Source organism: Janthinobacterium kochi, from assembly GCF_051380715.1.
Classification (GTDB): domain Bacteria; phylum Pseudomonadota; class Gammaproteobacteria; order Burkholderiales; family Burkholderiaceae_D; genus Janthinobacterium.
Map to the genome: position 1 here is coordinate 46,111 of NZ_JBNYXO010000018.1, position 24,396 is coordinate 70,506.

The 24,396-nt window shown below is 62.6% G+C and carries 20 protein-coding genes; 15 read left to right on the forward strand and 5 right to left on the reverse strand.

Annotated elements, in window-relative coordinates:
- Positions 1-54: 54 nt before the first annotated feature.
- Positions 55-696 carry a LysE family transporter gene (locus tag ACQ4WL_RS25550; protein WP_436512280.1) on the reverse strand — a complete coding sequence of 214 codons (642 nt, stop codon included), beginning with the start codon at positions 694-696 and terminating at the stop codon, positions 55-57.
- A gap of 176 nt (positions 697-872) precedes the next feature.
- On the opposite strand from ACQ4WL_RS25550, the gene ACQ4WL_RS25555 reads away from it, so the two are divergent.
- From ACQ4WL_RS25555 to ccoS, 8 genes are all read left to right on the forward strand, one after another.
- Positions 873-1,820, forward strand: a complete 948-nt coding sequence (locus tag ACQ4WL_RS25555; RefSeq protein ID WP_436512282.1) for a DUF808 domain-containing protein — start codon at positions 873-875, stop codon at positions 1,818-1,820.
- Between the two features lie 84 nt (positions 1,821-1,904).
- On the forward strand, positions 1,905-2,336 hold the full coding sequence (yiaA, locus tag ACQ4WL_RS25560; RefSeq protein WP_071080099.1) for an inner membrane protein YiaA: 432 nt from the start codon (positions 1,905-1,907) through the stop codon (positions 2,334-2,336).
- 45 nt (positions 2,337-2,381) lie between these two features.
- Positions 2,382-4,490 carry an EAL domain-containing protein gene (locus ACQ4WL_RS25565; RefSeq protein WP_436512284.1) on the forward strand — a complete coding sequence of 703 codons (2,109 nt, stop codon included), beginning with the start codon at positions 2,382-2,384 and terminating at the stop codon, positions 4,488-4,490.
- Positions 4,491-4,685: 195 nt separating this feature from the next.
- The gene (locus ACQ4WL_RS25570) at positions 4,686-6,347 is read left to right on the forward strand and encodes a methyl-accepting chemotaxis protein (RefSeq protein ID WP_436512286.1); all 1,662 of its coding nucleotides are present in this window, start codon (positions 4,686-4,688) and stop codon (positions 6,345-6,347) included.
- Between the two features lie 25 nt (positions 6,348-6,372).
- Positions 6,373-7,821 (forward strand): oxygen-independent coproporphyrinogen III oxidase, encoded by a 1,449-nt coding sequence (gene hemN / locus ACQ4WL_RS25575; RefSeq protein ID WP_436512288.1) that lies wholly within the window; start codon positions 6,373-6,375, stop codon positions 7,819-7,821.
- 9 nt (positions 7,822-7,830) lie between these two features.
- Positions 7,831-8,601: a sulfite exporter TauE/SafE family protein gene (locus ACQ4WL_RS25580; RefSeq protein WP_436512290.1), complete on the forward strand. Its 771-nt coding sequence runs from the start codon at positions 7,831-7,833 to the stop codon at positions 8,599-8,601.
- 22 nt (positions 8,602-8,623) lie between these two features.
- Positions 8,624-11,065, forward strand: a complete 2,442-nt coding sequence (locus tag ACQ4WL_RS25585) for a heavy metal translocating P-type ATPase (protein ID WP_436512292.1) — start codon at positions 8,624-8,626, stop codon at positions 11,063-11,065.
- Positions 11,066-11,068: 3 nt separating this feature from the next.
- Positions 11,069-11,254 (forward strand): cbb3-type cytochrome oxidase assembly protein CcoS, encoded by a 186-nt coding sequence (gene ccoS / locus ACQ4WL_RS25590; RefSeq protein ID WP_436512293.1) that lies wholly within the window; start codon positions 11,069-11,071, stop codon positions 11,252-11,254.
- On the opposite strand, the gene ACQ4WL_RS25595 is transcribed toward ccoS, so the two are convergent.
- The 3 genes from ACQ4WL_RS25595 to ACQ4WL_RS25605 all read right to left on the reverse strand — a co-directional run bounded on the left by ACQ4WL_RS25595 (position 11,242) and on the right by ACQ4WL_RS25605 (position 14,688).
- Positions 11,242-12,579, reverse strand: coding sequence for a hypothetical protein (locus ACQ4WL_RS25595; RefSeq protein WP_436512294.1), 1,338 nt, complete (start codon positions 12,577-12,579; stop codon positions 11,242-11,244). The genes ccoS and ACQ4WL_RS25595 overlap by 13 nt on opposite strands.
- Before the next feature lie 134 nt (positions 12,580-12,713).
- A complete protein-coding gene (locus ACQ4WL_RS25600; RefSeq protein ID WP_436512296.1) occupies positions 12,714-14,069 on the reverse strand; it encodes a T6SS effector phospholipase Tle3 domain-containing protein in 1,356 nt (451 codons plus the stop codon).
- A gap of 7 nt (positions 14,070-14,076) precedes the next feature.
- Positions 14,077-14,688 carry a T6SS effector phospholipase Tle3 domain-containing protein gene (locus ACQ4WL_RS25605; RefSeq protein WP_436512305.1) on the reverse strand — a complete coding sequence of 204 codons (612 nt, stop codon included), beginning with the start codon at positions 14,686-14,688 and terminating at the stop codon, positions 14,077-14,079.
- Positions 14,689-14,986: 298 nt separating this feature from the next.
- Here ACQ4WL_RS25605 and ccoN point away from each other — a divergent pair, with 298 nt between their 5' ends.
- Genes ccoN through ACQ4WL_RS25635 form a run of 6 tightly spaced genes read left to right on the forward strand, consistent with a single transcriptional unit; the run spans position 14,987 to position 20,125 of the window.
- Positions 14,987-16,414 (forward strand): cytochrome-c oxidase, cbb3-type subunit I, encoded by a 1,428-nt coding sequence (gene ccoN, locus ACQ4WL_RS25610; protein WP_436476136.1) that lies wholly within the window; start codon positions 14,987-14,989, stop codon positions 16,412-16,414.
- Between the two features lie 15 nt (positions 16,415-16,429).
- Complete coding sequence (gene ccoO, locus ACQ4WL_RS25615) at positions 16,430-17,044, forward strand: cytochrome-c oxidase, cbb3-type subunit II (protein ID WP_096232806.1); 615 nt, start codon at positions 16,430-16,432, stop codon at positions 17,042-17,044.
- Position 17,045: 1 nt separating this feature from the next.
- Positions 17,046-17,246 carry a cbb3-type cytochrome oxidase subunit 3 gene (locus tag ACQ4WL_RS25620; protein WP_071080089.1) on the forward strand — a complete coding sequence of 67 codons (201 nt, stop codon included), beginning with the start codon at positions 17,046-17,048 and terminating at the stop codon, positions 17,244-17,246.
- The gene (gene ccoP, locus ACQ4WL_RS25625) at positions 17,239-18,159 is read left to right on the forward strand and encodes a cytochrome-c oxidase, cbb3-type subunit III (protein ID WP_436512299.1); all 921 of its coding nucleotides are present in this window, start codon (positions 17,239-17,241) and stop codon (positions 18,157-18,159) included. The genes ACQ4WL_RS25620 and ccoP overlap by 8 nt, the downstream gene beginning before the upstream one ends.
- Before the next feature lie 4 nt (positions 18,160-18,163).
- Positions 18,164-19,546, forward strand: coding sequence for a cytochrome c oxidase accessory protein CcoG (gene ccoG, locus ACQ4WL_RS25630; protein ID WP_436512301.1), 1,383 nt, complete (start codon positions 18,164-18,166; stop codon positions 19,544-19,546).
- Between the two features lie 54 nt (positions 19,547-19,600).
- Positions 19,601-20,125 (forward strand): FixH family protein, encoded by a 525-nt coding sequence (locus ACQ4WL_RS25635; protein ID WP_436512303.1) that lies wholly within the window; start codon positions 19,601-19,603, stop codon positions 20,123-20,125.
- A gap of 3 nt (positions 20,126-20,128) precedes the next feature.
- Here ACQ4WL_RS25635 and fnr read toward each other — a convergent pair whose 3' ends face one another.
- Positions 20,129-20,887 (reverse strand): fumarate/nitrate reduction transcriptional regulator Fnr, encoded by a 759-nt coding sequence (fnr, locus tag ACQ4WL_RS25640; protein WP_086137410.1) that lies wholly within the window; start codon positions 20,885-20,887, stop codon positions 20,129-20,131.
- 239 nt (positions 20,888-21,126) lie between these two features.
- Between fnr and ACQ4WL_RS25645 the strand changes: the two genes are divergently transcribed.
- Positions 21,127-24,201: a response regulator gene (locus ACQ4WL_RS25645; protein ID WP_436512304.1), complete on the forward strand. Its 3,075-nt coding sequence runs from the start codon at positions 21,127-21,129 to the stop codon at positions 24,199-24,201.
- Positions 24,202-24,396: the final 195 nt, after the last annotated feature.

Consider the following 24,396-nt stretch of genomic DNA (forward strand, 5'->3'; position numbering starts at 1 on the left):
CGCATCGGGCGGGCATCGCAAGCGGGCTTACAAATGTTTGCATGTTGATCTGGCTCAGGATGCCGCCTGGCTGCCCCGCTTGACGAAGAACAGGGCAGCGCCGACGGCCATCAACAGGCCGCCAAAGAAGCGGTTCTGCTTTTTCACCGCGCGCGCGTCGCGGAAAAAACGCTGCATCGACGATGCCAGGAAAGCGTAGCTGTGCATGACGATCTGATCGATCGTGCACATGGTGACGGCCAGTATCAGCAATTGCGGCAGCAGGGGCGCAGTAGGGCTGATAAATTGCGGCAATACCGCCACCATGAAAATGATGCCTTTCGGATTCGTCACGTTGGTCAAAAAACCCGTCAGCACGCGCCGGCGCATGGACGGCACCACGGCGTCGGCATGCAGGTCGCCCGTCACGGCCACCTTGGCGCGCCACTGCGACAGGCCCAGGTAGATCAGGTACAGCGCGCCCACCGTCTTGACGATATTGAAGGCCACTTCGGAGGCCAGCAGCAAAGAGCCCACGCCGGCGCCGGCGATGCCCAGCACTACCAGCAGCCCAAGCTGCAAGCCGAGGATGGTGGCGCTGGCCTTTTTCACCCCATACGACAAGCCGTGCGACATCGACAGCACGGCGCCCGAGCCGGGCGAGACGGCGATGATGGAGGCAGCGATGACAAAGGTGATCCAGGTGGAAAAACTCATGCGGCGTCCAGAAAATAGTGAATATGAGCAATTTTACTCCGGCCCGTGCGGCCTTGCCGGCCCGCCCTGAGGTAAGATCGCAGTCATCCCTTGCCGTACAACCAAGAATAACATCATGAAAAACAACACTTTCCTCGCTCCACGATTCCCTGCCACCACCGTGGGAGCACGCTGAGATGGCCGGCTCCAGCCTGCTGGCCCTGCTTGACGACATCGCCAGCATCCTCGATGACGTTTCCCTGATGACCAAAGTGGCCGCCAAGAAGACGGCCGGCGTGCTCGGTGACGACCTGGCCCTGAACGCGCAGCAAGTGGCCGGCGTGCGCGCCGAGCGCGAGCTGCCCGTCGTCTGGGCCGTCGCCGTCGGTTCGCTGAAGAACAAGGCCATCCTCGTGCCCGCCGCGCTGGCCATCAGCGCGTTTGCGCCGTGGGCCATCACGCCGCTCTTGATGATGGGTGGCGCCTACCTGTGCTTCGAGGGCTTCGAAAAGATTGCCCACAAATACCTGCACCCGGACGACAGCCACAAGGCCGAGCTGGCACAGGCGCTGCGCGACCCGCACGTCGACCTGGTGGCGCTGGAAAAGGACAAGATCAAGGGCGCCATCCGTACCGACTTCATTTTGTCGGCGGAAATCATCGTCATCGCGCTGGGCACGGTGGCCGCGGCCACCTTCGCCGAGCAGGTGGCCGTCGTCGTCGGCATCGCCATTATCATGACGGTGGGCGTGTATGGCCTGGTGGCTGGCATCGTCAAGCTCGATGACGCGGGATTTTACTTGGCCGCGCGCAAGGGCGCGGGCGCGCTGATGAATGGCGTGCGCGGCTTTGGCCGCATGCTCGTGTCGGCGGCGCCGAAACTGATGAAATTTCTCTCCGTGGTGGGCACGCTGGCCATGTTCATGGTGGGCGGCGGCATTTTGACGCACGGCTGGCCGTGGGCCAGCGTCATGCTGCACCACGCGGAAGAAGCCGTCGGCGGCGTGGCCGGCATCGGCCCCGTGCTGGCGGCCATCACGCCCAGCCTGATCAACGCGGTGGCCGGCCTCATTGCCGGTGGCCTGGTGCTGGCCGGCGTCACCGCCGTGTCGGCTTTATTGCGCATGGTCAAATCACCCAAATAAGCTTTCTGGTCTGATGGGGCGGCAGGCGCATCCGTGCCTGCCGCCCCGGCCATGCCGGCGGCGCCCGCTGTCCATGGAGACCCTATGCAGACTTCCCCCGCCCCACGCCCCAGCAGCGCCTTCATCGGCGCCTCCTGGGCGGCATTGCTGATCGGCATCCTTACCTACCTGTCCGGCCTGTGGAACGCCACGATGGCCCTCAACGAGAAGGGCTATTACTTCACCATCCTCATGTATGGCCTCTTCGCCGCCATCTCGCTGCAAAAGTCCGTGCGCGACCGCGCCGAGGGTATCGCCGTGACGGGGATTTACTTTGGCCTGTGCTGGATCTCCGTGCTGCTGGCCTTGCTGTTATTGACTGTCGGCCTATGGAACGCTAATCTGCAAAACAGCGAGAAAGGGTTCTATGCCATGGCGTTTTTACTCAGCCTGTTCGCCGCCGTGGCCGTGCAAAAGAACGTGCGCGACGTGGCGCGCGCCACGTCCGCCACGCCGGCCGAGGCGCCGGGAACCTAACCGCTGGGTGCGTGTCTATCCGAGTATGCGTGCGGGGGAACGGTGATGAGCGATCTGCAGAGACGGTTACAGATGGCGCTGGAAGCGGCGCACATGGCGATCTGGGATTCGCGCATCGTCAATGGGCAGGTCATCGACGGCACCGTCAGCTGGTCGGCCAAGGGGGCTGCCCTGCTGGGCCTGGACGAACGCGCCCTGACGCAGCCGTTTCGCAGTTTTCTCGACTGTGTGCATGCCGATGACCGCGACAAGGTGGTGGCCATGCTGCAGGAAGGCATGCGGCACGGCGACGGCTATGCGCTGCAATACCGCGTCGTCTGGCCCGACGGCAGCGAGCACTGGCTGTCGGCCAAGGCGCAGGTCTTCACGGATGCGGCCGGTCGCCCCGAGCGCACCCTGGGCGTCATCTGGGATGTCACCGAACACATACTGCGCGAACTGATGATCGCCGAGCGCAAGGAACTGGCCGAAGTGACGCTCAGCTCTATCGCCGACGGCGTCATCACCACCGATCCGCACGGCAAGACGCGCTACCTGAACCGGGTGGCCGAGCAATTGACGGGCTGGAGCAATGACATGGCGCAAGGCCTGGACATCGGACTGACCATGCCGCTGGCCGATGAACGCACGGGCGCCGCGCTCGAACACGTGGCCATGCGCTGCCTGCAACAGCGCCAGGCCATCGGCATCTCCCCCCACTCGCAGCTGATCACGCGCGAAGGGCGGCGCATCGCCATCGAGGAATCGGCCGCGCCCATCTGGTCGCGCGACGGCGACATCCTCGGCGCCGTCGTCGTGTTTCGCGACGTCAGTCACGAACGCAAGCTGAGCCAGCAGTTATCGTGGCAAGCCACGCACGACACCCTGACGGGCCTGATCAACCGGCGCGAATTCGAACACCTGGTGGCCGGCGCCCTGCACACGGCCAAGCAGGACGGCCACGTGCATGCGCTGCTGTACCTGGACCTGGACCAGTTCAAGGTCATCAACGACACCTGCGGCCACGGCGCTGGCGACGTGCTGCTGCAGCTGCTGGCCAAGATGCTGCAGGGGCGGATGCGCGACAGCGACATCCTGGCGCGCCTCGGCGGCGACGAACTGGGCGTGCTGCTGCCCCACTGTCCGCTCGAGCATGCGCGCCAGATCGGCGACCAGCTGCGCCAGTCCGTGCGCGAATTCCGTTTCGCCTGGGATAACCGCAGCTTCGGGCTGGGCGTGAGCATCGGCATCGTGGAAATCAACCAGGACAGCAAGTCCATGAGCGAGCTGCTGAGCGCCGCCGACCAGGCTTGCTACCTGGCCAAGGAACAGGGCCGCAACCGCCTGCACGTGTACCAGGAGTCGGACGTCATGCTGGCGCAGCGGCATGGCGAAATGTTGTGGATTTCCCGCCTGAACGAGGCGTTCGCACACGATTATTTCCGCCTGTACGCCATGCCCATCGTGCACCTGCGCGACAGCCCGGAACAGCATGACGAAGTACTGATCCGCATCCGCAACAGCAAAGGCGACCTGATCTTGCCGGGCGCCTTCATCCCCGCCGCCGAACGCTACGACATGATGCTGTCCATCGACCGCTGGGTCATCCGCGCCGTCTGCGCGCATATCCAGAGCGTGCGCGACAGCCTGCCGCCTTTGGCCGCGCTGGCGGAAAGCCGGCGCCGCGCACCGGCCCTGTATTCCGTCAACCTGTCGGGCCTGTCGCTGGCCGATGCCGGCTTGCACGACTACATCACCGAACAGTTCGTGCAATTTGCGATTGCGCCCGAGCAAATCTGCTTTGAAATCACGGAAACGGCCGTCATCGCCAACCTGCCCAAGGCGCAAGTGTTCATGCGCCAGCTCAAGGCCATGGGCTGCCGCTTCTCGCTTGACGACTTCGGCACCGGCTTTTCCTCGTTCGGTTACCTGAAAGCGCTGCCCGTCGACTACCTGAAAATCGACGGCGTCTTCGTGCACGGCATCGCCACCAATGCCATCAACCGCGCCATGGTCAAGGCCATCAACGAAGTAGGCCACGTGATGGGCTTGAAAACGGTGGCCGAATACGTGGAAAACGCGGAAACCCTGGCCATCGTCCGCGAGCTGGGCATTGACTATGCGCAAGGCTACGCCGTGGGCAGCCCGCGGCCGCTGACGGCAGGCGTCGATTAGCCAGCGCTGGCAACCAGTAACTTTAAAACAATGGCGCATTGCTATCGCTAAATGCGTACGAGCACGACCAATCTGGAGGATTTTGATCTACATCAATAAATTTGCGCAGGCGACTCCTTACACTGATCTCCATTCTTGCAATCGTGCAAGTCTTACTCACCAATTGCCTATTTAACTGATCAGGAAGCCGCGACCATGCGACAAAATTTGCCAGTGACTAACCGTGAAGTCCTCGTCTTGGACGATCAGGCCATCGTGTCGAAAACGGATATGAACGGCAATATCGTGTATGTAAACCCCTACTTCAGTCAGGTCAGCGGCTTCAGCGAGGCAGAGCTGCTCGGTTCGCCGCAAAACATCGTGCGCCACCCGGACATGCCGGCCGAAGCATTTGCCGACCTGTGGGCCTCGATCCAGGCCGGCACGCCGTGGACGGGCCTGGTCAAGAACCGCTGCAAGAACGGCGACTTTTACTGGGTGCGCGCCAACGTCACGCCGATCCGCGAAGCGGGCAAGACCATCGGCTACATGTCGGTGCGCGTGAAAGCGGACAAAGACCAGGTCAAGGCGACCGAAGAAGCCTACACGGCCATCCGCAACAAGGAAGGCGGCAACATCGTCATCAAGAACGGGCAAATCGTGCGCCCGGGCCTGGCCCACCTGCTGCATAACCTGACGCACATGTCGCTCAACCTGCGCATCTGGGCGGCCACCTCCATCGTCAACTGTTTACAACTGCTGGTGTGCGTCATCAGCCTGTTCGCCAGCGGCGGCAAGATCACCAATTACGCCATCTTCGGCGCCACCCTGTTCGGCTTCCTGATCAACGTTTTCCTCTGGTACACCTTGCGCACGTCCGTGCTCAAGCCGCTGGGCAAGGCCCTGAACGGCGCGCGGGCGATTGCCGCCGGCGACCTGTCGGGCAGTTTTGAGACGGAAAGCACGGATGAAGTGGGGCAATTGCTGCGCGCACTGCAACAGATGAACAGCAACCTGATCGCCACCATCCGCGATGTGCGCATCAACGTGGAAACCATGGCCGTGGCCACCAAGCAAATCGCCGCCGGCAATATGGACCTCTCGGGACGCACGGAATCGCAGGCGGCCAGCCTGGAAGAGACGGCCTCGAGCATCGAAGAATTCTCGTCGACCGTGAAACAGAACGCAGACAACTCGGTGCAGGCGAACGAGCTGGCCGTGGCCGCCTCGAAAGTGGCCGTGCAGGGCGGCGAGATCGTTGCCGAAGTGATCACCACCATGGACGACATCAACACCTCGTCGAAGAAAATCGTCGACATCATCGGCCTGATCGAAGGCATCGCCTTCCAGACCAACATCCTGGCCTTGAACGCGGCCGTGGAAGCGGCCCGTGCCGGCGAGCAGGGCAGGGGCTTCGCCGTGGTGGCGGGCGAAGTGCGCAACCTGGCGCAGCGCTCGTCCGTGGCGGCCAAGGACATCAAGCAACTGATTGAAATTTCCGTCGGCAAGGTGGGCGCCGGCATGCTGCAGGTGAACCGCGCCGGCGCCACCATGGAACAGGTGGTCAGCTCCGTCAAGCAGGTGACGGCCATCATGCAGGAAATTTCCATCGCTTCGCGCGAACAAAGCATCGGCGTCGACCAGGTCAACCAGGCCATCGCCCACATGGACCAGGTGACGCAGCAAAACGCGGCCCTGGTGGAAGAAGCCGCTGCGGCCGCCACGCGCCTGGCGGAAGAAGCGGCCAGCCTGTCGCAAGCGGTGAGCCTGTTCAATTTCGGCAAGATGCCGGCACCGCGCCGCGTCGCCATGCCTGGCGGAAAGGGAGGCGCCGCGAACACGGGCAAACCCGCCGCTCTGAAACGCCTGGCTGCCTAACACCTTTCAAGACCTTACACACATCATGCCTACACTACTCAGCAGTGCTTCCGCCGACCTGGACGCCGTCGTCGAATTCGACCCGGTCATCATCGGCAAGATGAGCCAGTCCGGCCCCCGCTACACGTCCTATCCGACCGCCGACCGTTTCAGTGCCGACTTCGGCTACGGCAACTTCCTCGAAGCGCTGGCCGCGCTGCGCCTGCGCGGCGGCCGCCGTCCGCTATCGCTGTATGTGCACGTGCCGTTCTGCGACACCCTGTGCTACTACTGCGCCTGCAACAAGATCATCACCAAAGACCGCAGCAAGGCCGCCACCTATCTCAGCTATCTGAAACAGGAAATCGCCATGCAGGGCAAGCTGTTTGCCGGCATGAACCAGATCGAGCAACTGCATTTCGGCGGCGGCACGCCGACCTACCTGAGCGAAAAGCAGATGGACGAGCTGATGCTGCATTTGCGCCAGCATTTCGAGTTCGCTTCCGATGAAGACGGCGAGTATTCGATCGAAATCGATCCGCGCACCGTGTCGCGCGAGCGCGTGTTTTCTCTGCGCGCGCAAGGCTTCAACCGCATCAGCCTGGGCGTGCAGGATTTCGACGCCGACGTGCAAAAGGCCGTCAACCGCATCCAGCCGGAAGCGGAAACGGTGGCCATCATGCAAGCGGCGCGCGACGCCGGCTTCCGCTCGATCAGCATCGACCTGATCTACGGTTTGCCCAAGCAAAGCCTGGAGACCATGACGGAAACCTTGCGCAAGGTCATTTCCGCCAGCCCCGACCGCATCGCCCTGTACCACTACGCGCACATGCCGCACCTGTTCAAGCCGCAGCGCCGCATCCTCGACGCCGACATGCCCGACAGCGCCACCAAGCTGGCCATGCTGGGCCTGTGCATCGCGCGCCTGACGGCCGCCGGCTATGTGTACATCGGCATGGACCATTTCGCCAAGCCGACGGACGACCTGGCCGTGGCGCAGCGCCAGGGCCGCTTGCACCGCAATTTCCAGGGATATTCCACGCGCGCGGAAGCGGACCTGATCGCCTGCGGCGTATCGGCCATCAGTTCCGTCGGCGCCGTCTACAGCCAGAATGAGAAAACGCTGGACGCCTACTACGAAAAACTCGACGAAGGCGTGTTGCCGATCGCGCGCGGCATCAAGCTCGATACCGATGATTTATTGCGCCGTATCATCATCCAGATGCTGATGTGCAATTTCGAATTGTCGATCGCCACCATCGAGCAAGCCCACCCCGTCAAATTCCGCAGCTATTTCGCCGCCGAGCTGGAAAAGCTGCGCGAACTGGCCCGTGACGGCTTGCTCATCATCGAGGAAGACTGGCTGACGGTGACGCCGAAAGGACGCTTGCTGATCCGCAATATCTGCATGGTCTTCGACCGCTACCTGACGCAGGCCCGCGCCAACACGGCGCCAGACGCGGTGCAGCCGCTGCGCTACTCGAAAACGGTGTAATAGCGCCCGATGAACGCCCTCAGCCTCGTGCCCATGTTCATGGTCGGCCTGGCCGGCAGCGTACACTGCATCGGCATGTGCGGCGGCATCGTCGGCGCCCTGTCGATCAGCGGCGGTGCACCGGCGGCGCCTGCCCGCCCGGTCATCGCCATCGCCGTGGCGCGCCCCGCATTGCAGACAACCTTGCAATCGAACGTGCTGCGCGTGCTGGCCTACAACGGCGGGCGCATAGTCAGCTACATGCTGGCTGGCGCCCTGGCCGGCAGCCTGGCCGGCGCGGGCATGCTGCACATGGCGTCACTGCAAGTGGCCGGCTACTGGCTGGCCAACCTGATGCTCGTCGCCCTGGGCCTGTACCTGATGGATGCCTGGCGCGGTCTGGCCCACCTGGAAGCGGCAGGCAATGTTGTCTGGCGCCGCGTGCGCCCCCTGCTGAAACCGTTGATGCCGATGGATACCGTATTCAAAGCGCTGGCCGTGGGCGGCCTGTGGGGCTGGGTGCCGTGCGGCATGGTCTACAGCGCCCTGCTGACGTCCATGCTGCAGGGTTCGGCCCTCGACGGCGCGGCCAGCATGGCCGCCTTCGGCCTGGGCACCCTGCCCATGCTGCTGGGCATGGGCTTGCTGGGCACGCGCCTGCGCACGCAGATGCAGCGCCGCCCCGTGCGCATCGCCAGCGGCTTGCTGGTGCTGGGCTTTGGCTTGCTGGGCCTGCTGCGCGCCGCGAATGGCGTCTCGCTGGGCTGGCTCGACGCCCTGTGCGTCACGGGCCATCCATGAAAAGACGCATGAAAACAAACCTATGAATGCTGTTTTACAACCGTCCGCCTGCTTCCATTGCGGCTTGCCCGTGCCAAGTGGCTCGAACTGGCACGTCACCATCGACGACGTGCCGCGCGCCATGTGCTGCCCCGGCTGCGAAGCGGTGGCGCAAACCATCGTCGACATCGGCCAGAGCGCGTATTACCGCGACCGCGACGAATATGCCGTCAACGCGTTTGATGCCACCCTGATGCCGCCTGAGCTGCGTTTGTACAGCAATGACGACGCGCAATTCGCGCGCGACGCCAGCAGCTGCGAAGCGACACTGTCCGTCGAAGGCATCCGCTGCGCCGCCTGCGTCTGGCTGATTGAACGCCAATTAACACGCCTGCCCGGCGTGCAAGCAGCCAGCCTGAACGTCGCCACGGAGCGCCTGTACGTGCGCTGGAGCCGCGCCGAATGTGAACCGGGCGACATCCTGCAAGCCGTGCGGCAAGTCGGCTACACGGCTTATCCGTATGACGCCGTGCGCCATGGCGAGCGCCTGCAAAAGGCCAGCAAGACCCTGGGCCGCCAGCTGTTCGTGGCGGGCCTGTCGATGATGCAGGTGATGATGTACGTGGCGCCCGCCTACCTGGCCGCCGAGGACGGCACCCTGGACGACAGTATGGCCAGCCTGATGCGCTGGGCCAGCCTGTTGCTGACCTTGCCGGCCATCTGCTATTCGGCCATGCCGTTTTTCCAGGGCGCCTGGGCCAGCCTGCGCGCACGCACCCTGGGCATGGACGTGCCCGTGGCACTGGGCATCCTGGCAGCCTTCTTCGGCAGCGTGGTGGCGACCTTTACGGGCCGCGGCGAGGTGTATTACGACTCGGCCACGATGTTCATCTTCCTGCTGCTGTGCAGCCGCTATTACGAGCTGCAGGCGCGCCGCAAGGCGGCCTCGGCGCTGGAGCGCTTGCAGCACGCCTTGCCCGCCTCGGCCTCGCTGATGGCGGGCTTTCCCGACAACCGCGCCACCACCCTGGTGCCGGCCGGCGCGCTGGACGTGGGCGACATCATCCTCGTGAAACCGGGCGAGGCGATCGCCGCCGACAGCGTCATCATCGAAGGCACGAGCGCGCTCGACCTGTCGCTGCTGACGGGTGAAAGCGCGGCCCAGCGGCGCAAGGCGGGCGAACAGGTGCCGGGCGGGGCCATCAACGCCAGTGCGGCATTGATCCTGCGCGTCTTGAAACCGGCGCGCGAAAGCACCTTGTCCGATTTATTGAAACTGATCGAGCGAGCCGGCACCGGCAAGCCGCAGATCGCGCAATGGGCCGATAAAGTGGCGGCCTGGTTCGTGCTGGGCCTGCTGCTGTTTGCCGTCGCCGTGTTCGCCTTCTGGAGCTGGCACGATGCGTCGCGGGCCTGGCCCGTGGCCATCGCCGTGCTGGTCGTGTCGTGCCCGTGTGCATTATCCCTGGCCACGCCGACGGCTTTGGCGGCCGCCACCGACAGCCTGCTGCGGCGCGGCGTGCTGATCGTCCAGCCGCATGTGCTGGAAACCCTGCACCGCGCCACCCATATCGTCTTCGACAAGACGGGGACATTGACCCTGGGCCGGCCTGTGCTGCAGCAAATCGAGGGCCTGGGCAGCATGACGGAAGACGCTTGCCTGCAAGTGGCCGCCGCGCTGGAAGCAGGCAGCGCCCATCCGCTGGCGCAGGCGATCCTGGCAGCCGCCGAAGGGTCGCCAGGACAGCAGGCGCGCGCGCATGCGGAACAATTGCAGGAAGTACAGGGCCAGGGTCTCGAAGGCATCGTCGACGGTGTGCGCTACCGCCTGGGCAATGCGGCCTTTGTCGCCGCCATCGCCGGGCCGCCGCTGGGCGACACGGCCGTCGGCGTACAGGGCATGACGCCGCTGTACCTGGGCACGCAGGGGCACTGGCTGACGCGCTTTTTGCTCAGCGATGCGCTGCGCCCGGAAGCGGTTGACGTGGTCGCGTATTTCCAGCGGCGCGGCAAGCAAGTCGTGTTGCTGAGCGGCGACCAGGAAGCGCTGACGCAAAGCGTGGCGGCGCAACTGGGCATCACCACGGCCTGCGGCGAATGCCTGCCCGATGAAAAGCTCGATTTCGTGCAGCAATTGCAGGCGACGGGTGCCGTCGTGGCGATGGTCGGCGACGGCATCAACGACGCGGCCGTGCTGAGCGCGGCCGACGTCTCGTTCGCCATGGGTTCCGGCGCCGCGCTGGCGCAGGCGCATGCGGACACGGTGCTGCTGTCGAGCCAATTGGTGTCCGTGCTCGACACGGCGCAAACGGCGGCGCGCAGCATGCGCATCATCCGCGAAAACCTGGGCTGGGCCACCCTGTACAATCTGACGGCCATCCCGGCCGCCGCGCTGGGTTTCCTGAACCCCTGGCTGTCCGGCGTCGGCATGGCTGCCAGCTCGGCGGTCGTCATCGCCAACGCCCTGCGCCTGCGGAAAGCCTGAACCATGGAAGCACTGTACCTCCTCATCCCCTTAAGCGTCGTGGTCGTCTTCATCGCCCTATGGGTGTATTTCACCGCCTCGGACAGCGGCCAGTTCGACGACCTCGTCGGACCGGGCCTGCGCGTGCTGCAGGACGACGATACGTCACCGCCCGAAGCGGCCGCCCCTGCGGCCACTCAACGCGAATAGCCTTGCGAGCCCTGCCGCGCATCGAAGCGCCGGCCCCACCACGGCAGAAACACGGTATTGCCGCCGCGTGCGCGAAACCACGGCTGTTCGTGGTCGACGGGCCGCACCACGGCCGGCGGCGCCACCACCACGGCAGTCACACTCTCGCTGTCGCTGCTGCCCGCCACCAAGACGGGCCGGCCCACGTGGTTGGCATAAGCGATGGCCAGCGCCACGTTGGTCAGCGCCGTGCCGGCGCCCGTCTCGCCCAGCAAGGCTGGCATATTGAACGTCTGCTGGTTGAAGTCGAAGTCGGGCAATTGCTGCGTCAGGCTTTGCGCCAGCGGGCCGAGCCGTTCTGACGAGACCGGATAGGTGCTGCCGGCATCGTGGATGACGTAGCCGATGGCGTCGTCGTTCAATTGCGCATTCCGGGCGGCAGCGTCGATGGCAGCGCTCCACGCCTGCACGGTGCGCGGGGACTGTCCCTTGCCGGCGGTGAAATCGGCGACCTTGCGCGTGGCGGGAAAGCCCAGCCAGGCCAACGGCGCGCGGTCCGTCTTGTAGCCGGGGCCGGCCAGCACCAGCAAGACCATGTTTTCATTGATCTGCTCATCCTTGGGCGGATAACTGGGCGCATCCCAGTTCATCACCCACACCGTCTTGTCGGGATTGGCCTGCAGGTAAGCCAGCCCCGCCGCCAGGGACGTAAAGCCCGCGTTGGCGCCACCCATGGTGACGCGCACGTCGGGCGGCGTGGCCGTGGTCCAGGAATCGGGGAAGGAGGGGTTGCCGATGCTGAAGGCATCGGTAATCGTTTCAACGACATACTTTCCCGCCTCGTCCGGATCAAGGCGTCCAACCGGCAAGGCATATTCCACATGAATACCAGCCAGTTCACGGCGCGTGGATTTATCGGTCAGCGAATGGGCGTTGTAAAAATACTCTTTGTTGGAAAAGTAGATATCCCGGAAAAGATAAATCAATTTGGTAATATATTTGTGATGGTAGCCTTTAAAAGTTTCGCTACCCTTATTACCGTAGGCAATCATGCCGATCGATTGCACCTTGCCAAAACGCACGGGGTTCTCTTTCACTTTGCTATCGTCCTTGTTCGGCTTGGCCAGGCCCAGCGTCCACAGCAACTGCCATTCCGTCGGATAATCGCGCCGCTGCAGGGGATTGAGCCACTGCACACCGACCACTTGCGCCATGTACGGTTGCTGTGGCGCGGCGGAATCGACGGCAGCAATCGGTATCGTGACCGGCACCTTGCTGGCGCAGGACGAGGTCAGAAAAAGCACGGCAAGCGCCAGCAGGGCTGGCATCAACAATAGTCGTTTCATCAGCAATCCTTCTTCAAGAGGAACGTCGACTGGCGGGGCCTGCAATATCGACCAGCATGCAATGCCAAACGCCAGGCTAAATACGCACATGCTCCAGCCCAGCCTGCGCGGAAGAGTAGCAATCAATTTGCGCATCAGGATGTCTCCGGGCGCTTGTACATGCGCTCATCCACTATCTCGGGAGGCATGCTTCCAGCGCTGCCATCACTGCATACCCATTCCAGCAATGACAGTTTCTTGACCATCCCGGTCAAGAAATATTCCGCAAATTTCATCTGTAGTTGATTGTCATCCCCCCCCTCCACCAGACGCCAATCTGCCGCGATGCGCAGTTGTAGCATCGCCTCCTCACCGATATGGCACACCCCAATCGCCACGTCATACGCCAGCGCCTTTTCCGCGTGCCGGGGATTGGTCAGGATGGTGGAGTGGTCGGTCGCATGCGTGTCGCAGGTGGCTACCAGTTGCGCCTGGATTTCCTGCTTGCGCCAATGCAAATATTCCGGCGTGGCGGTAGACAAGTCGTCTTCCATCATCGCCTTGCCGTCATTGCCGTCCAGCTTCTCACGGCGGGCCTTCATGCGCAGGCGGGCGTGGTCTTCGTAGCGCAATGCCGCCTCGGTATCGCGGTCACCCTGCGGCGTGCCGCCCACGCTTGTATCGGCATACGGCTCGCCTGCCGGGCGCACCTTGCCCGCATGGCGGTGCGTGCCGGGCGGATCGATATCCTGGTCGAACTTGGGGCTGAGTACACCGAAGCGCACGGCCTGCGGTGTAAATACTTCCGGCAAGGCGGGCGCCGTCACGGGGATGCGCCAGTCGTCCGGCGGGATGGCGTGGATTGGGATCTTCAGCATCTTCATGAGGGCCGAGGTGGCGGCGGCCGTGCGCCTGGTCGCGGTCCTGCCCGCCTCGCTGCTGCTGGCGCGCACACCCTTGTTGGGATCATATTTGGAAATCGGAGAAGGAGGATGCCAGAAATCGGCGCTGCCCCGTGCGGGCTGGCGATAGTGATTGCTCCAATAATCATAATCGCCGTGCTGGCCAACGGGAAAGCCCTGAGCGAAGACGCGCTGGGTAAACACGCCGTCGCCACGCGTGGCCTTGATCTCTTCGGCGCTGAGACCCAACCAGCCGATGCCCTGGATGGGCGTGGCGGAAATCACCTGGTCGTGCGGATTGCAATACAGGGTGACGCGACCGCGCGTGCCTTTCTGCGGGCCGCAGCCATGGCTGGCCTTGTCTTTGTCCAGGCTGAAATCATGTGTCTCGTTGTCCGCCATGCGGCGCAGGCAGGGATCGATGGCCGGTTCCGACGCCTGGCCGCGCACGATGTCGAAAAATGCCGCCAGGGTCTGGCGGCGCGCCTTGCCGCTTTGCCGGCCCACATTGCCATCGACATCCCTGACTTGCCCCTGCAGCCAGCCTTCGGTGTCGTTTCTGCGCAACAGGCTGTACGGAGGGTTGCACAAGACATAAGTATCGGCCACGCAACGGCTACTTTTGCCTGCGGATGGCCGCCACCAGGTGCGCCAGGCGCAAGGCCGCCAGCACGAAGTAGGGGCGCGGCGGGCAGGCATACACGATGCGGTCGTTGACGGGATTGAGATGCTCGATATGGATGAACAGGAAGAGGGCATCGGACAAGCCCTCGCCCCACAGGTCCGGCAGCGAGGAGCAGCCATTGGCGAACGGGCCGCCGCCCCAGTAAGCGTGTTCGCTCAGGTAGACCGAATCGCCATACGCCTGCAATTCCTTGTCGCTGGCCTTGTAGCCCCAGCGGAACTGGATCACGGGCGAGAAATGCGCTTGCGGCTCGATAAAGGTGCTGGCCGTGTAATCGGGGTCGACATAGCCGTCATCGCTCAACTCGCTTCTGTAGCGCAGCGGCGTCAATTGTCCGGCCTCGGGCGTGGCGTGGCACAGGTGCTCGTCGCAGCGCTTCGTGCGCGTGTTCAGGCCCTTGCACAGGCCTGCTTCGGCCGCGCGGTACCACTCGCCGTCGGAATTGACGCCATGCACGAAGATGACGATGCCCGGCGACGGCATTTGCTGCAGGCAGTCGAGCAGGCTGTGGCTGAACAGGGACGTTCCGTTGAACTTTCCCACAACCAACTTAATATCTTCACCATCCGCTGACGCGCTATCGGCATGACTCATGGCTAGCCCTCATCATGACTGGACTGTCCACTGTAAACCTTTGCTAATCTACACGTTTTAAGCCATGTCAAGCCAGCTGTTGCAGGGATCTTGCATGGCTTTTTTTTATCCAAATCACCATTTATTTCGATGCCAGTTCGCTACGCTTATTTCATATAGGGAATTTTGATCCACATCAAAGTTTTTTAGCAGTCAAACACTTACTCTCTGGCCACCATCATAAATAGTAATTCCAGGGAGAGTCTTTGTGGATCAATCGCTGAACTATAACTACAAGATCGTGAAGCAATTCGCGGTCGCTACTGTGGTATGGGGCATCATCGGCATGCTGGTTGGCGTTATCATCGCCGCTCAGTTGGCCTGGCCTGCCCTGAACCTCGACATACCATGGCTGACATACGGACGTTTGCGTCCGCTGCACACGAATGCGGTAATTTTCGCCTTCGGCATCTGCGGGCTGTTCGCCACCTCGTACTACGTTGTACAACGCACCTGCCAGGTGCGCCTGTTTTCCGACAAACTGGCCGCCTTCACGTTCTGGGGCTGGCAAGCCGTGATTCTGGCAGCGGTGGTCACCCTGCCGCTGGGCATGACGCGCGGCAAGGAATACGCCGAGCTGGAATGGCCCATCACCATCCTCATCGCCGTCGTCTGGATCGCTTACGCCATCGTGTTTTTCGGCACGCTGATCAAGCGCAAGGTCAAGCACATCTACGTGGCCAACTGGTTCTTCGGCGCCTACATCCTGGCCGTGACGATCTTGCACGTGGTCAACGGTGCCGTCAGCCCCGCTTCGGCCACCAAATCCTACTCCGCCTACAGCGGCGTGCAGGACGCGATGATCCAGTGGTGGTACGGCCATAACGCGGTGGGTTTCATCCTCACTGCCGGCTATCTGGGCATGGTTTACTACTTCATCCCGAAACAGGCCGAGCGCCCCGTGTACTCGTACCGCCTCTCCATCGTCCACTTCTGGGCGCTGATCTTCACCTACATGTGGGCGGGCCCGCATCACCTGCACTACACGGCCTTGCCTGACTGGACGCAATCGATCGGCATGGTCTTCTCGCTGGTTCTCTTGGCACCAAGCTGGGGCGGCATGATCAACGGCATCATGACCCTGTCGGGCGCCTGGCACAAGCTGCGCACCGATCCGATCCTGAAATTCATGATCGTCTCGCTGTCGTTCTACGGCATCGCCACCTTCGAAGGTCCGATGATGTCGATCAAGACCATCAACTCGCTGTCGCACTACACCGACTGGACCGTTGCCCACGTGCATGCGGGCGCCCTGGGCTGGGTGGGCTTCATCACCATGGGTTCGATCTACTATCTGCTGCCACGCCTGGCGGGCCGCACGCAGATGCACAGCACGCGTCTGGTCGACGTGCACTTCTGGGTGGCCACCATCGGCATCGTGCTGTACATCGCCGCAATGTGGATCGCCGGCGTGATGCAGGGCCTGATGTGGCGTGCGGTCAATCCGGACGGCACCCTGACCTACACCTTTGTCGAGAGCGTGAAAGCAACGTATCCGTACTACGTGGTGCGCGTGGCCGGTGGCCTGCTGTATCTGTCGGGTATGTGCATCATGGGCTACAACACCTGGATGACCTTGCGCGGCAGCAAACTCCCCGTCGCCCGCATTCCGGAACTGAACGCGGCGCACGCCTGATAGGAGCATAAGCAAATGAAATTTTCACATGCATGGATTGAGAGAAACCCCTGGCTGCTGATCGCCCTGGTCACGGTAGTGATCAGCATCGGCGGCGCCGTCGAGATCGTCCCCCTGTTCTTCCAGAAGAGCACGACGGAGCCGGTCGCCGGCCTGAAGCCGTACTCGCCGCTGCGCCTGGCTGGCCGCGACATTTACGTGCGCGAAGGCTGCTACAACTGCCACTCGCAGATGGTGCGTCCGCTGCGCGCGGAAACGGAACGCTATGGCCACTATTCGGTCGCCGGCGAGTTCGTCTACGACCGTCCGTTCCAGTGGGGTTCCAAGCGCACGGGGCCGGACCTGGCCCGCGTGGGCGCCCGCTACAGCGATGAATGGCACCGCACGCACTTGAACAACCCGCGCGACGTGGTTCCCGAGTCGAACATGCCGGGCTACCCATGGCTGGCGAAGACCAAACTGGTGCCTGACGACATCATGCCGAAGATGCGCGCCCTGAAACGCCTCGGCGATCCGTACAGCGATGCGGAAATCGCCGCCGCGCCGGCCCAGCTGCAAGACAAGACGGAAGAAGACGCCCTGGTCGCCTATCTGCAAGGCCTCGGTACATTAATCAAAACAAGGAATTAGCATGGCAATCGAAAACCTGTTTGACAGCGCCAGCAGCGTCATGACGGTGGTTTCCTTTACGACGTTCGTAGGCATCCTGTGGTGGACGTTCAGCCGCAGCAATAGCGACTTCGACGCGGCGGCGCGCCTGCCGTTCGACGACGAAGCGCTCGACTACGCGGCCGATGCCGCACCGGCACAAGGGGAGCGCAACCATGGCTGATTTTACCAATGGCTTCTGGAATATCTACATCATCGTGCTGTCCTTGCTGGGCATCATCGGCTGCGGCGTGCTGCTGTACTCGCAGTCGAAAATCAAAGTGGTCGAAGGCGCGCCTGCCGACGGCACCACGGGCCACGTCTGGGACGAGGACTTGAAGGAACTCAACACGCCGATGCCGCGCTGGTGGATGTGGTTGTTCTACATCACCATCGTCTTTGCGCTGGCGTATCTGTTCCTGTATCCGGGCCTGGGCAACTATGCCGGCAGCCTGGGCTGGAAATCGACGGGCCAGTACGAGGAAGAGCTGAAGAAGGCGGAAGCCGACTACGGCCCCCTGTTCAACAAGTACCTGAGCCAGGACTTGAAGACGGTGGCCGCCGATCCGCAGGCGCATGCCATCGGCCAGCGTTTGTTCCTGACCTACTGCGCGCAATGCCACGGTTCGGATGCGCGCGGCAACAAGGGCTTCCCCAACCTGACCGACAAGGACTGGCTGTATGGCGGTGAACCCGACATCATCAAGACCACCATCCTGCATGGCCGCAATGGGCAGATGCCACCGATGGGCGCCGCCCTGGGCTCCGAAAAGGATGTCGAGAACGTGGCCCATTATGTGCTGAGCCTGTCCGGCTCCACCTCGGATCCGGTCAAGTCAGTGCTAGGCAAGGCCAAGTTCGGCGCCTGCATGGCCTGTCACGGCGCCGATGCGAAGGGCAATCAGATGCTCGGTTCGCCTAACTTGACGGACAAGATCTGGCTGTACGGCGGCAGTGCTGATACCATCATGGAAACCATCCGCAAAGGACGCAACAACACCATGCCTGCCTTCAGCGATTTCCTCGGCGAGTCCAAGGTCCACGTGCTGTCGGCCTATGTCTGGAGCCTGTCGAATCCCCAGACGCCCGTGAAATGATGTAATGGAACCTCAAGTCATCAAGATGTATGCGGCCCGCGAGCAGATCTACCCTCGCGAGGCCAAAGGACGCTACGCTACTTGGCGATGGGTATGCGTATGGCTTACCCAGCTGGCGTTCTACGGCTTGCCGTGGTTGACGTGGAATGGCAGGCAAGCCCTGCTGTTCGATTTGACCACGCGCAAGTTCTACATTTTCGGCGTCGTGCTGTGGCCCCAGGATTTCATCTATCTGGCGGCCCTGCTGATCATCTGTGCGTATTTGTTGTTCCTCGTCACGGCCATTGCCGGGCGGGTGTGGTGCGGGTTCTCTTGCCCGCAAACGGTATACACGGAAATCTTCCTGTGGGTCGAACGCAGAATCGAGGGTACGCGCAGCGCGCGCATGGCCCTCGACAAGCAGGGACCCTCCGTGCGCAAGGCCTTCAAGAAAACGGCCAAGCACCTGGCATGGGGCGGCATCGCCCTGTGGACGGGCTTTACCTTTGTCGGCTACTTCACGCCGATCAAGGAACTGGCGCACTCGGTGACCACCCTCAATTTCGGTCCCTGGGAATGGTTCTGGGTCTTGTTCTACAGCCTGGCAACCTACGGCAACGCGGGCTGGCTGCGCGAGCAGGTGTGCAAATACATGTGCCCCTACGCGCGCTTCCAGAGCGCCATGTTCGACCAGGACACCCTGATCATCACCTACGATGCCAAGCGCGGCGAACCGCGTGGCGCCATCAGCAAGAAGGCTGGCAACAACGACAAGCTGGGCGACTGCATCGACTGCACCCTGTGCGTGCAGGTGTGTCCGACTGGCATCGATATCCGCAACGGCCTGCAGTATGAATGCATCGGCTGCGCCGCCTGCGTCGATGCCTGCAATACCGTGATGGACAAGGTCGAACGGCCGCGGGGACTGGTACGCTACAGTACCGACCATGCGATGGAAAACAACTTCAATTCGAAGCAGATCCGCCAGCGCGCCATGCGCCCGCGCGTGCTGATCTACACTTCCATCCTGGCCTTGATCATCATCGCCGTGTGTACCTCGCTGGCCCTGCGCACGCCCCTGAAAATGGACGTGATCCGCGACCGCGGTTCGATGGGACGCGAAGTGGAAGACGGCATGATCGAAAACGTCTACCGCCTGCAGATCATGAACACCTCGGAGCAAAGCCAGCATTTTAAAATCAGTGTCTCCGGCTTGCCGGGCCTGACCTTGCTGACGCGCGAAGAAGTGATGTTGCAGCCGACGGAAACGCTGGGTTGGCCGATCCGCCTGCGCGTGCCGCACGGGGTCGGCGAAAAGGGCTCGAACAAGATTGCGATCGAATTGCACTCGCTGGACGACCCATCGCTGCATGTGCGTGAAAGCGCGGTATTCATCGTGCCGCGCTAATGTAGGAAGGCCAGTCCCCGGATGGGGATTGGCCGATTAAACAGGAGAAATATCATGTCCGACAGTCTCAAGCTGCAAGCCCCCGTTGCCCCGTGGTACAAGCATCGCTGGCCCTGGCTGCTGATGATCGGTCCCGGCCTGTCCGTGGTCGTCGGCAGCTTCATGGGCTATATCGCGTTTACGCAGCCTGATGCGCTGGTGGTGGGCGACTATTACAAGCAGGGCAAGGCGATCAACCAGGATTTGAAGCGCGACACGATCGCCAGCAACCTGGCCATGGATACGAGCCTGTCGTACGACGTTGCTGCAGCGCGCCTCAGTGGTTCCGTGCACAGCTTCGGCAAGGCTTACCAGGGTCCGCTGCAGCTGCATCTGGCGCATGCGACCTTGCCGGAAAAAGATATCAAGCTGCTGGTGCAGCCCGATGCGGCCGGCAACTTCTCGGTAGCGCTGCCGATGCTCGAGCGCAGCCGCTGGCAAGTGCTGGTGGAAAACGACAAACGCGAGTGGCGCCTGTCCGGCATCTGGACCTGGCCGCTGCAGCGCAGCATCGCGCTGCACGCCGATGAGGAACTGTAAGCCTTATTTGCAGACGTCGGTGCCGGCCGTGATAGCTTTTAACTTGGCCGGCTGCAGGATTTCAATTTCACGGTTCGACACGCGCAGCCAGCCTTCCTTCTTGAATTTCGACAATAAACGGCTGACGCTTTCGATGGTCAGGCCCAGGTAGTTGCCGATTTCCTCGCGCGACATGCGCAGCTGAAATTTGCTGGCCGAATAGCCGCGTGCTTCATAGCGCGAGGCCAGGTTGACGATAAAGGCGGCAAAACGCTGCGTCGCCTGCATATTGCCCAGCAACAGCATCACGCTTTGCTCGCGCGTGATTTCCTGGCTCATCATGCGGTGGAAATGGCGCAGCAGGGTCGGCATATTGCCCAGCAATTGTTCCAGACTGGAAAACGGAATTTCACACACTTCGCTGTCTTCCAGCGCCACCGCATTACAGTGGTGGCGGTCGGCGCTGATGGCGTCCATGCCCAGCAGTTCGCCGGCCATCTGGAAACCCGTCACCTGCTCCTCGCCGCCCGGATTGATCTGGTACGTCTTGAAGTGCCCCAGGCGGATCGCGTACAGGTTCTGGAACGAGTCGCCGATGCGGAACAGCGAGGCGCCGCGCACGATCTTGCGGCGGCGGCCGATGATCTGGTCCAGCCTGTCCATGTCGCCCACATCGAGGCCCATCGGCAAGCACAATTGATGCATGCTGCAGGTCGAGCATCGCGCACGCAACGCTTCCACGGTCACTGTGGGCAAGGTGGGAGTGAGTAGCGCTTCAGTCATGTCGGTACCTTTTAGAAAATGCAATAACGAGTTTACTGCATACAGAGTTGCCGTGTGCCAATTTCACCGCAATTACGCTGAATAAACCACGTTCTGACTTTAATTATATGGCAACATCGTCAAATGCCCATGCGGGGAGGGCAATATGCGCGGCGCCGCTTGCCAAGTTGATGTATTGATAGGAAAATTCCTGACAGCATTATCTGCCGCCTGTGCCGCCCGGTACTGAAAAGGAAATCATGAAGCCTCTCGGCATTAAAGCAAAAGTCGCGCTGGCCACCAGCCTGACCTCGATCGCCATGATCGCGCTGGTCACCATGATACAGGTGCAGCACATGCGCGCCGACTTCACCAGAGTACTGCTGAGCCAGCAATCGTCCCTGATCACCCGCACCGCTGCCGAGCTCGACGACAAGCTGGACATGCTGCTGCAGATCGTCACGCTGACGGCCAGGCAGCAGCCGCCGGAATTGATCGCCCAGCCCGCCCAATTGCGCGAATATTATGCGCGCCGCTCGATGCTGGTGCTGTTCGATGACGTGCTGGTGCTCGATGCGCATGGCGCCATCGTGGCCGACATGCCGCAGGTGGCAGGGCGCATCGGCATCAACGTCGCCGAGCGCGAGTACTTCCAGACCGTGCTGCGCACGCGCCAGCCCATGATCACCGAACCGATGCTGGGCAAGTCGAGCGGCATGCCCATCGTGCAGATGGTGGCGCCCGTGCTGGCCGCCGATGGCCAGGTGGCCGGTGTGGTGATAGGCGTGCTGCGCCTGTACAAGGACAACCTGCTGGGCCGCCTGCGCTCGGAAAAGATCAGCAAGAGCGGCTATTACTTCATCCTCACGCGCGGCGCGGTGCCGCGCTATGTGCTGCACCCCGATACCCGCCGTTTGCTGCAGCCGCGCCAGCCGAACGCCAACCTGACCACCACGCAGTTGCTGAAGGAAGATGGCGAAGGCAGCATGGTCAGCACCAACAGCCGCGGCATCACGGCCGTCAACAGCTTCAAGCGCCTGAAGTCCGTAAACTGGCTGCTGGCCGCCTCGCTGCCCGTCGAAGATGCCTTCGAACCGTTCAATGGCGTGCTGTACCGGCTGGTACTGTGGAGCATCCTCGCTTCGCTGCTGGCCGCTTTTGTTCTGGGCTGGGTCACCGTGCGCCTGCTGTCGCCGCTGGTGCGCCTGCGCGACACCCTGCTGGCGCTGCGCACCAGCGGCAGCCGCTTCACCCCCGTGCCGGTGCAGCAGCGCGACGAGATCGGCGAACTGACGGAGGCGTTCAACGGCCTGATGGGCGAACGCGACCGCCTGCAGCAGGAGCTCGAATCGCGCGCGGCGGAGCTGGAGCAGGAGCGCGACCGGGCCGAGGCGGCCAACCGCGCAAAGAGCGATTTCGTGGCCAACATGAGCCATGAAATCCGCACGCCCCTCAATGCCGTGCTGGGCATGGTGTATTTGCTGGGCAATACCAAGCTCGATACGGAACAGCGCAAGTATCTGACCATGGTGCGCGTGGCGGGCCAGTCGCTGCTGGGCATCCTCAACGACGTGCTCGACTATTCGAAGATCGAGGCGCGCCGCATGGAATTGTCGCCCGTCGAATTCGACCTCGACGAAGTGATGAATACCCTGGCCACGACGATGACGATGAATGCGGGCGAAAAGGAGCTGGAACTGGCCATTGCCGTCGAACCCGACGTGCCGCGGCGCCTGGTGGGCGACGCCCAGCGCCTGCAGCAAATCCTCGTCAACCTGGCCGGCAATGCCATCAAGTTCACCGAGAGCGGCGAAGTGGTGGTGGCCATCAGTCTGGCCGAGAGCGAAAACGGGCGCGCCTGGCTGCGCTTCGAAGTGCGCGACACGGGCATCGGCATGACGGAGTTGCAGCAACAGCAACTGTTTTCCGCATTTTCACAGGGCGACCAGAGCATCACGCGGCGCTTCGGCGGCACGGGCCTGGGCCTGGCCATCAGCAAGCAGCTGATCCACATGATGGGCGGCGACATCGCCGTCGCCAGTAGCGAAGGCAAGGGCAGCCGCTTCTGGTTCAGCGTGCCATTCGACATGCTGGCGCAGCCGGCCGAAACGCGGCGCACGCCGGCCCTGGGCCAGTTGCGCCTGCTGGTGGCCGACGATAACCGCACCACGCGCGAACTGATCGTCAAGCTGATCGAGGCGTGGGGCTGGCTGGCCGACGAAGTGGACTCCGGCTTTGCCGCCATCGAACTGTACCGCGAACGCCTGGCGCAGCAACAGCCCTACGACGTGGTGCTGGCAGACTGGCACATGCCCGTCATGGACGGCCTGGCCACGGCCAAGGCCATCCGCCAGGCGGCCACCGGCCAACGTCAACCCATCGTGGTAATGGTCAACGCCTTCGCGCGCAACCACCTGGAGGAAATCTCCAGCGCCGCCGAGGCCGATGTCGTGCTGATGAAGCCGATCACGGGATCGAGCCTGTTCGATGCCCTGCACCAGGCGCTGATCGCCAAGCACGACGGCGGCGAGCAGCGCATCCTGCACCAGCCGCTGGGCACGGAACTGGCCGGCGTGCATTTCCTGCTGGTGGAAGACAATCATTTGAACCAGGCCGTGGCGCGCGGCATCCTCGAGCACATGGGCGCCACCCTGGACGTGGTGGGCGACGGCTTGCAAGCGGTGGAGCGGCTGCGCACGGAGGCGCTACGCTACGACATCGTGCTGATGGACATGCAGATGCCCGTCATGGACGGTTTCAGCGCCACCCACATCATCCGCACGGAGCTGCGTTTGAGCCTGCCCGTGATCGCCATGACGGCAGGCGTGCTGGCGTCCGAGCGCGAACGCTGCATGACGGCCGGCATCAGCGATTTCATCGCCAAGCCCGTGGTGGTGGAAGAGATGATGGAAGTCATCCTGCGCCACCTGCCCAAGCGCCCGCCAGTGCAGATGACCGGGCCGGTGACAGTTGCCGATGAGGAAGTGTTTTCCATGGCGCCGCTGATGCGCGTGATGGGGCGCGATGCAAAGGGGCGCGGCGTGCTGCGGCGCATGGTGGAAGACGCGCTGAACAAGGGCATGACGCCCGTGCGCGACGCCGAAACGGCGTTGCAGGCAGGCCACCACAGCGACGTGGCGCGCATCCTGCACAGCGTGCGCGGCTCCGTGGGCACCCTGGGCACGAAACGCCTGATCCGCGCCGCGTTCGCCACCGAGGAAGCCATCGACGCGGGCCGCCTGGACGCCGTGCCGGCGCTGCTGGCGCACACGGCGCAGGAACTCGAGCAGGCGCTGGCGGCGGCGGCCGATTGGTTGTCCAGGCTGAAAGATTAAAAGAGTAGGTCGGATTAGCGCTTGCGCGCAATCCGACATGATACGCCAACAATGTTGTCGGATTACGCGGCGTGCCGCCGCTAATCCGACCTTGTATTATTCCCTTCATGCCGTTCGTGATATTTCGAACGGTATCGACCGCTGTCAAAATCTTGGTAGGCATATCAAGACCGGGTAACTGGATGCCGTATCCGC

Bases quoted from the DNA above. Each gene is read 5' to 3' on its own strand.
- ccoP (WP_436512299.1), top strand. From the start codon at position 17,239: ATGGCTGATTTTACCAATGGCTTCTGGAATATCTACATCATCGTGCTG.
- ACQ4WL_RS25580 (WP_436512290.1), top strand. From the start codon at position 7,831: ATGAACGCCCTCAGCCTCGTGCCCATGTTCATGGTCGGCCTGGCCGGC.
- ACQ4WL_RS25620 (WP_071080089.1), top strand. From the start codon at position 17,046: ATGGCAATCGAAAACCTGTTTGACAGCGCCAGCAGCGTCATGACGGTG.
- ACQ4WL_RS25585 (WP_436512292.1), top strand. From the start codon at position 8,624: ATGAATGCTGTTTTACAACCGTCCGCCTGCTTCCATTGCGGCTTGCCC.
- ACQ4WL_RS25565 (WP_436512284.1), top strand. From the start codon at position 2,382: ATGAGCGATCTGCAGAGACGGTTACAGATGGCGCTGGAAGCGGCGCAC.
- fnr (WP_086137410.1), bottom strand. From the start codon at position 20,887: ATGACTGAAGCGCTACTCACTCCCACCTTGCCCACAGTGACCGTGGAA.
- ACQ4WL_RS25570 (WP_436512286.1), top strand. From the start codon at position 4,686: ATGCGACAAAATTTGCCAGTGACTAACCGTGAAGTCCTCGTCTTGGAC.
- ACQ4WL_RS25635 (WP_436512303.1), top strand. From the start codon at position 19,601: ATGTCCGACAGTCTCAAGCTGCAAGCCCCCGTTGCCCCGTGGTACAAG.
- hemN (WP_436512288.1), top strand. From the start codon at position 6,373: ATGCCTACACTACTCAGCAGTGCTTCCGCCGACCTGGACGCCGTCGTC.
- ccoG (WP_436512301.1), top strand. From the start codon at position 18,164: ATGGAACCTCAAGTCATCAAGATGTATGCGGCCCGCGAGCAGATCTAC.
- ACQ4WL_RS25595 (WP_436512294.1), bottom strand. From the start codon at position 12,579: ATGAAACGACTATTGTTGATGCCAGCCCTGCTGGCGCTTGCCGTGCTT.
- ACQ4WL_RS25550 (WP_436512280.1), bottom strand. From the start codon at position 696: ATGAGTTTTTCCACCTGGATCACCTTTGTCATCGCTGCCTCCATCATC.
- ccoO (WP_096232806.1), top strand. From the start codon at position 16,430: ATGAAATTTTCACATGCATGGATTGAGAGAAACCCCTGGCTGCTGATC.
- ACQ4WL_RS25645 (WP_436512304.1), top strand. From the start codon at position 21,127: ATGAAGCCTCTCGGCATTAAAGCAAAAGTCGCGCTGGCCACCAGCCTG.
- ccoS (WP_436512293.1), top strand. From the start codon at position 11,069: ATGGAAGCACTGTACCTCCTCATCCCCTTAAGCGTCGTGGTCGTCTTC.
- yiaA (WP_071080099.1), top strand. From the start codon at position 1,905: ATGCAGACTTCCCCCGCCCCACGCCCCAGCAGCGCCTTCATCGGCGCC.
- ACQ4WL_RS25555 (WP_436512282.1), top strand. From the start codon at position 873: ATGGCCGGCTCCAGCCTGCTGGCCCTGCTTGACGACATCGCCAGCATC.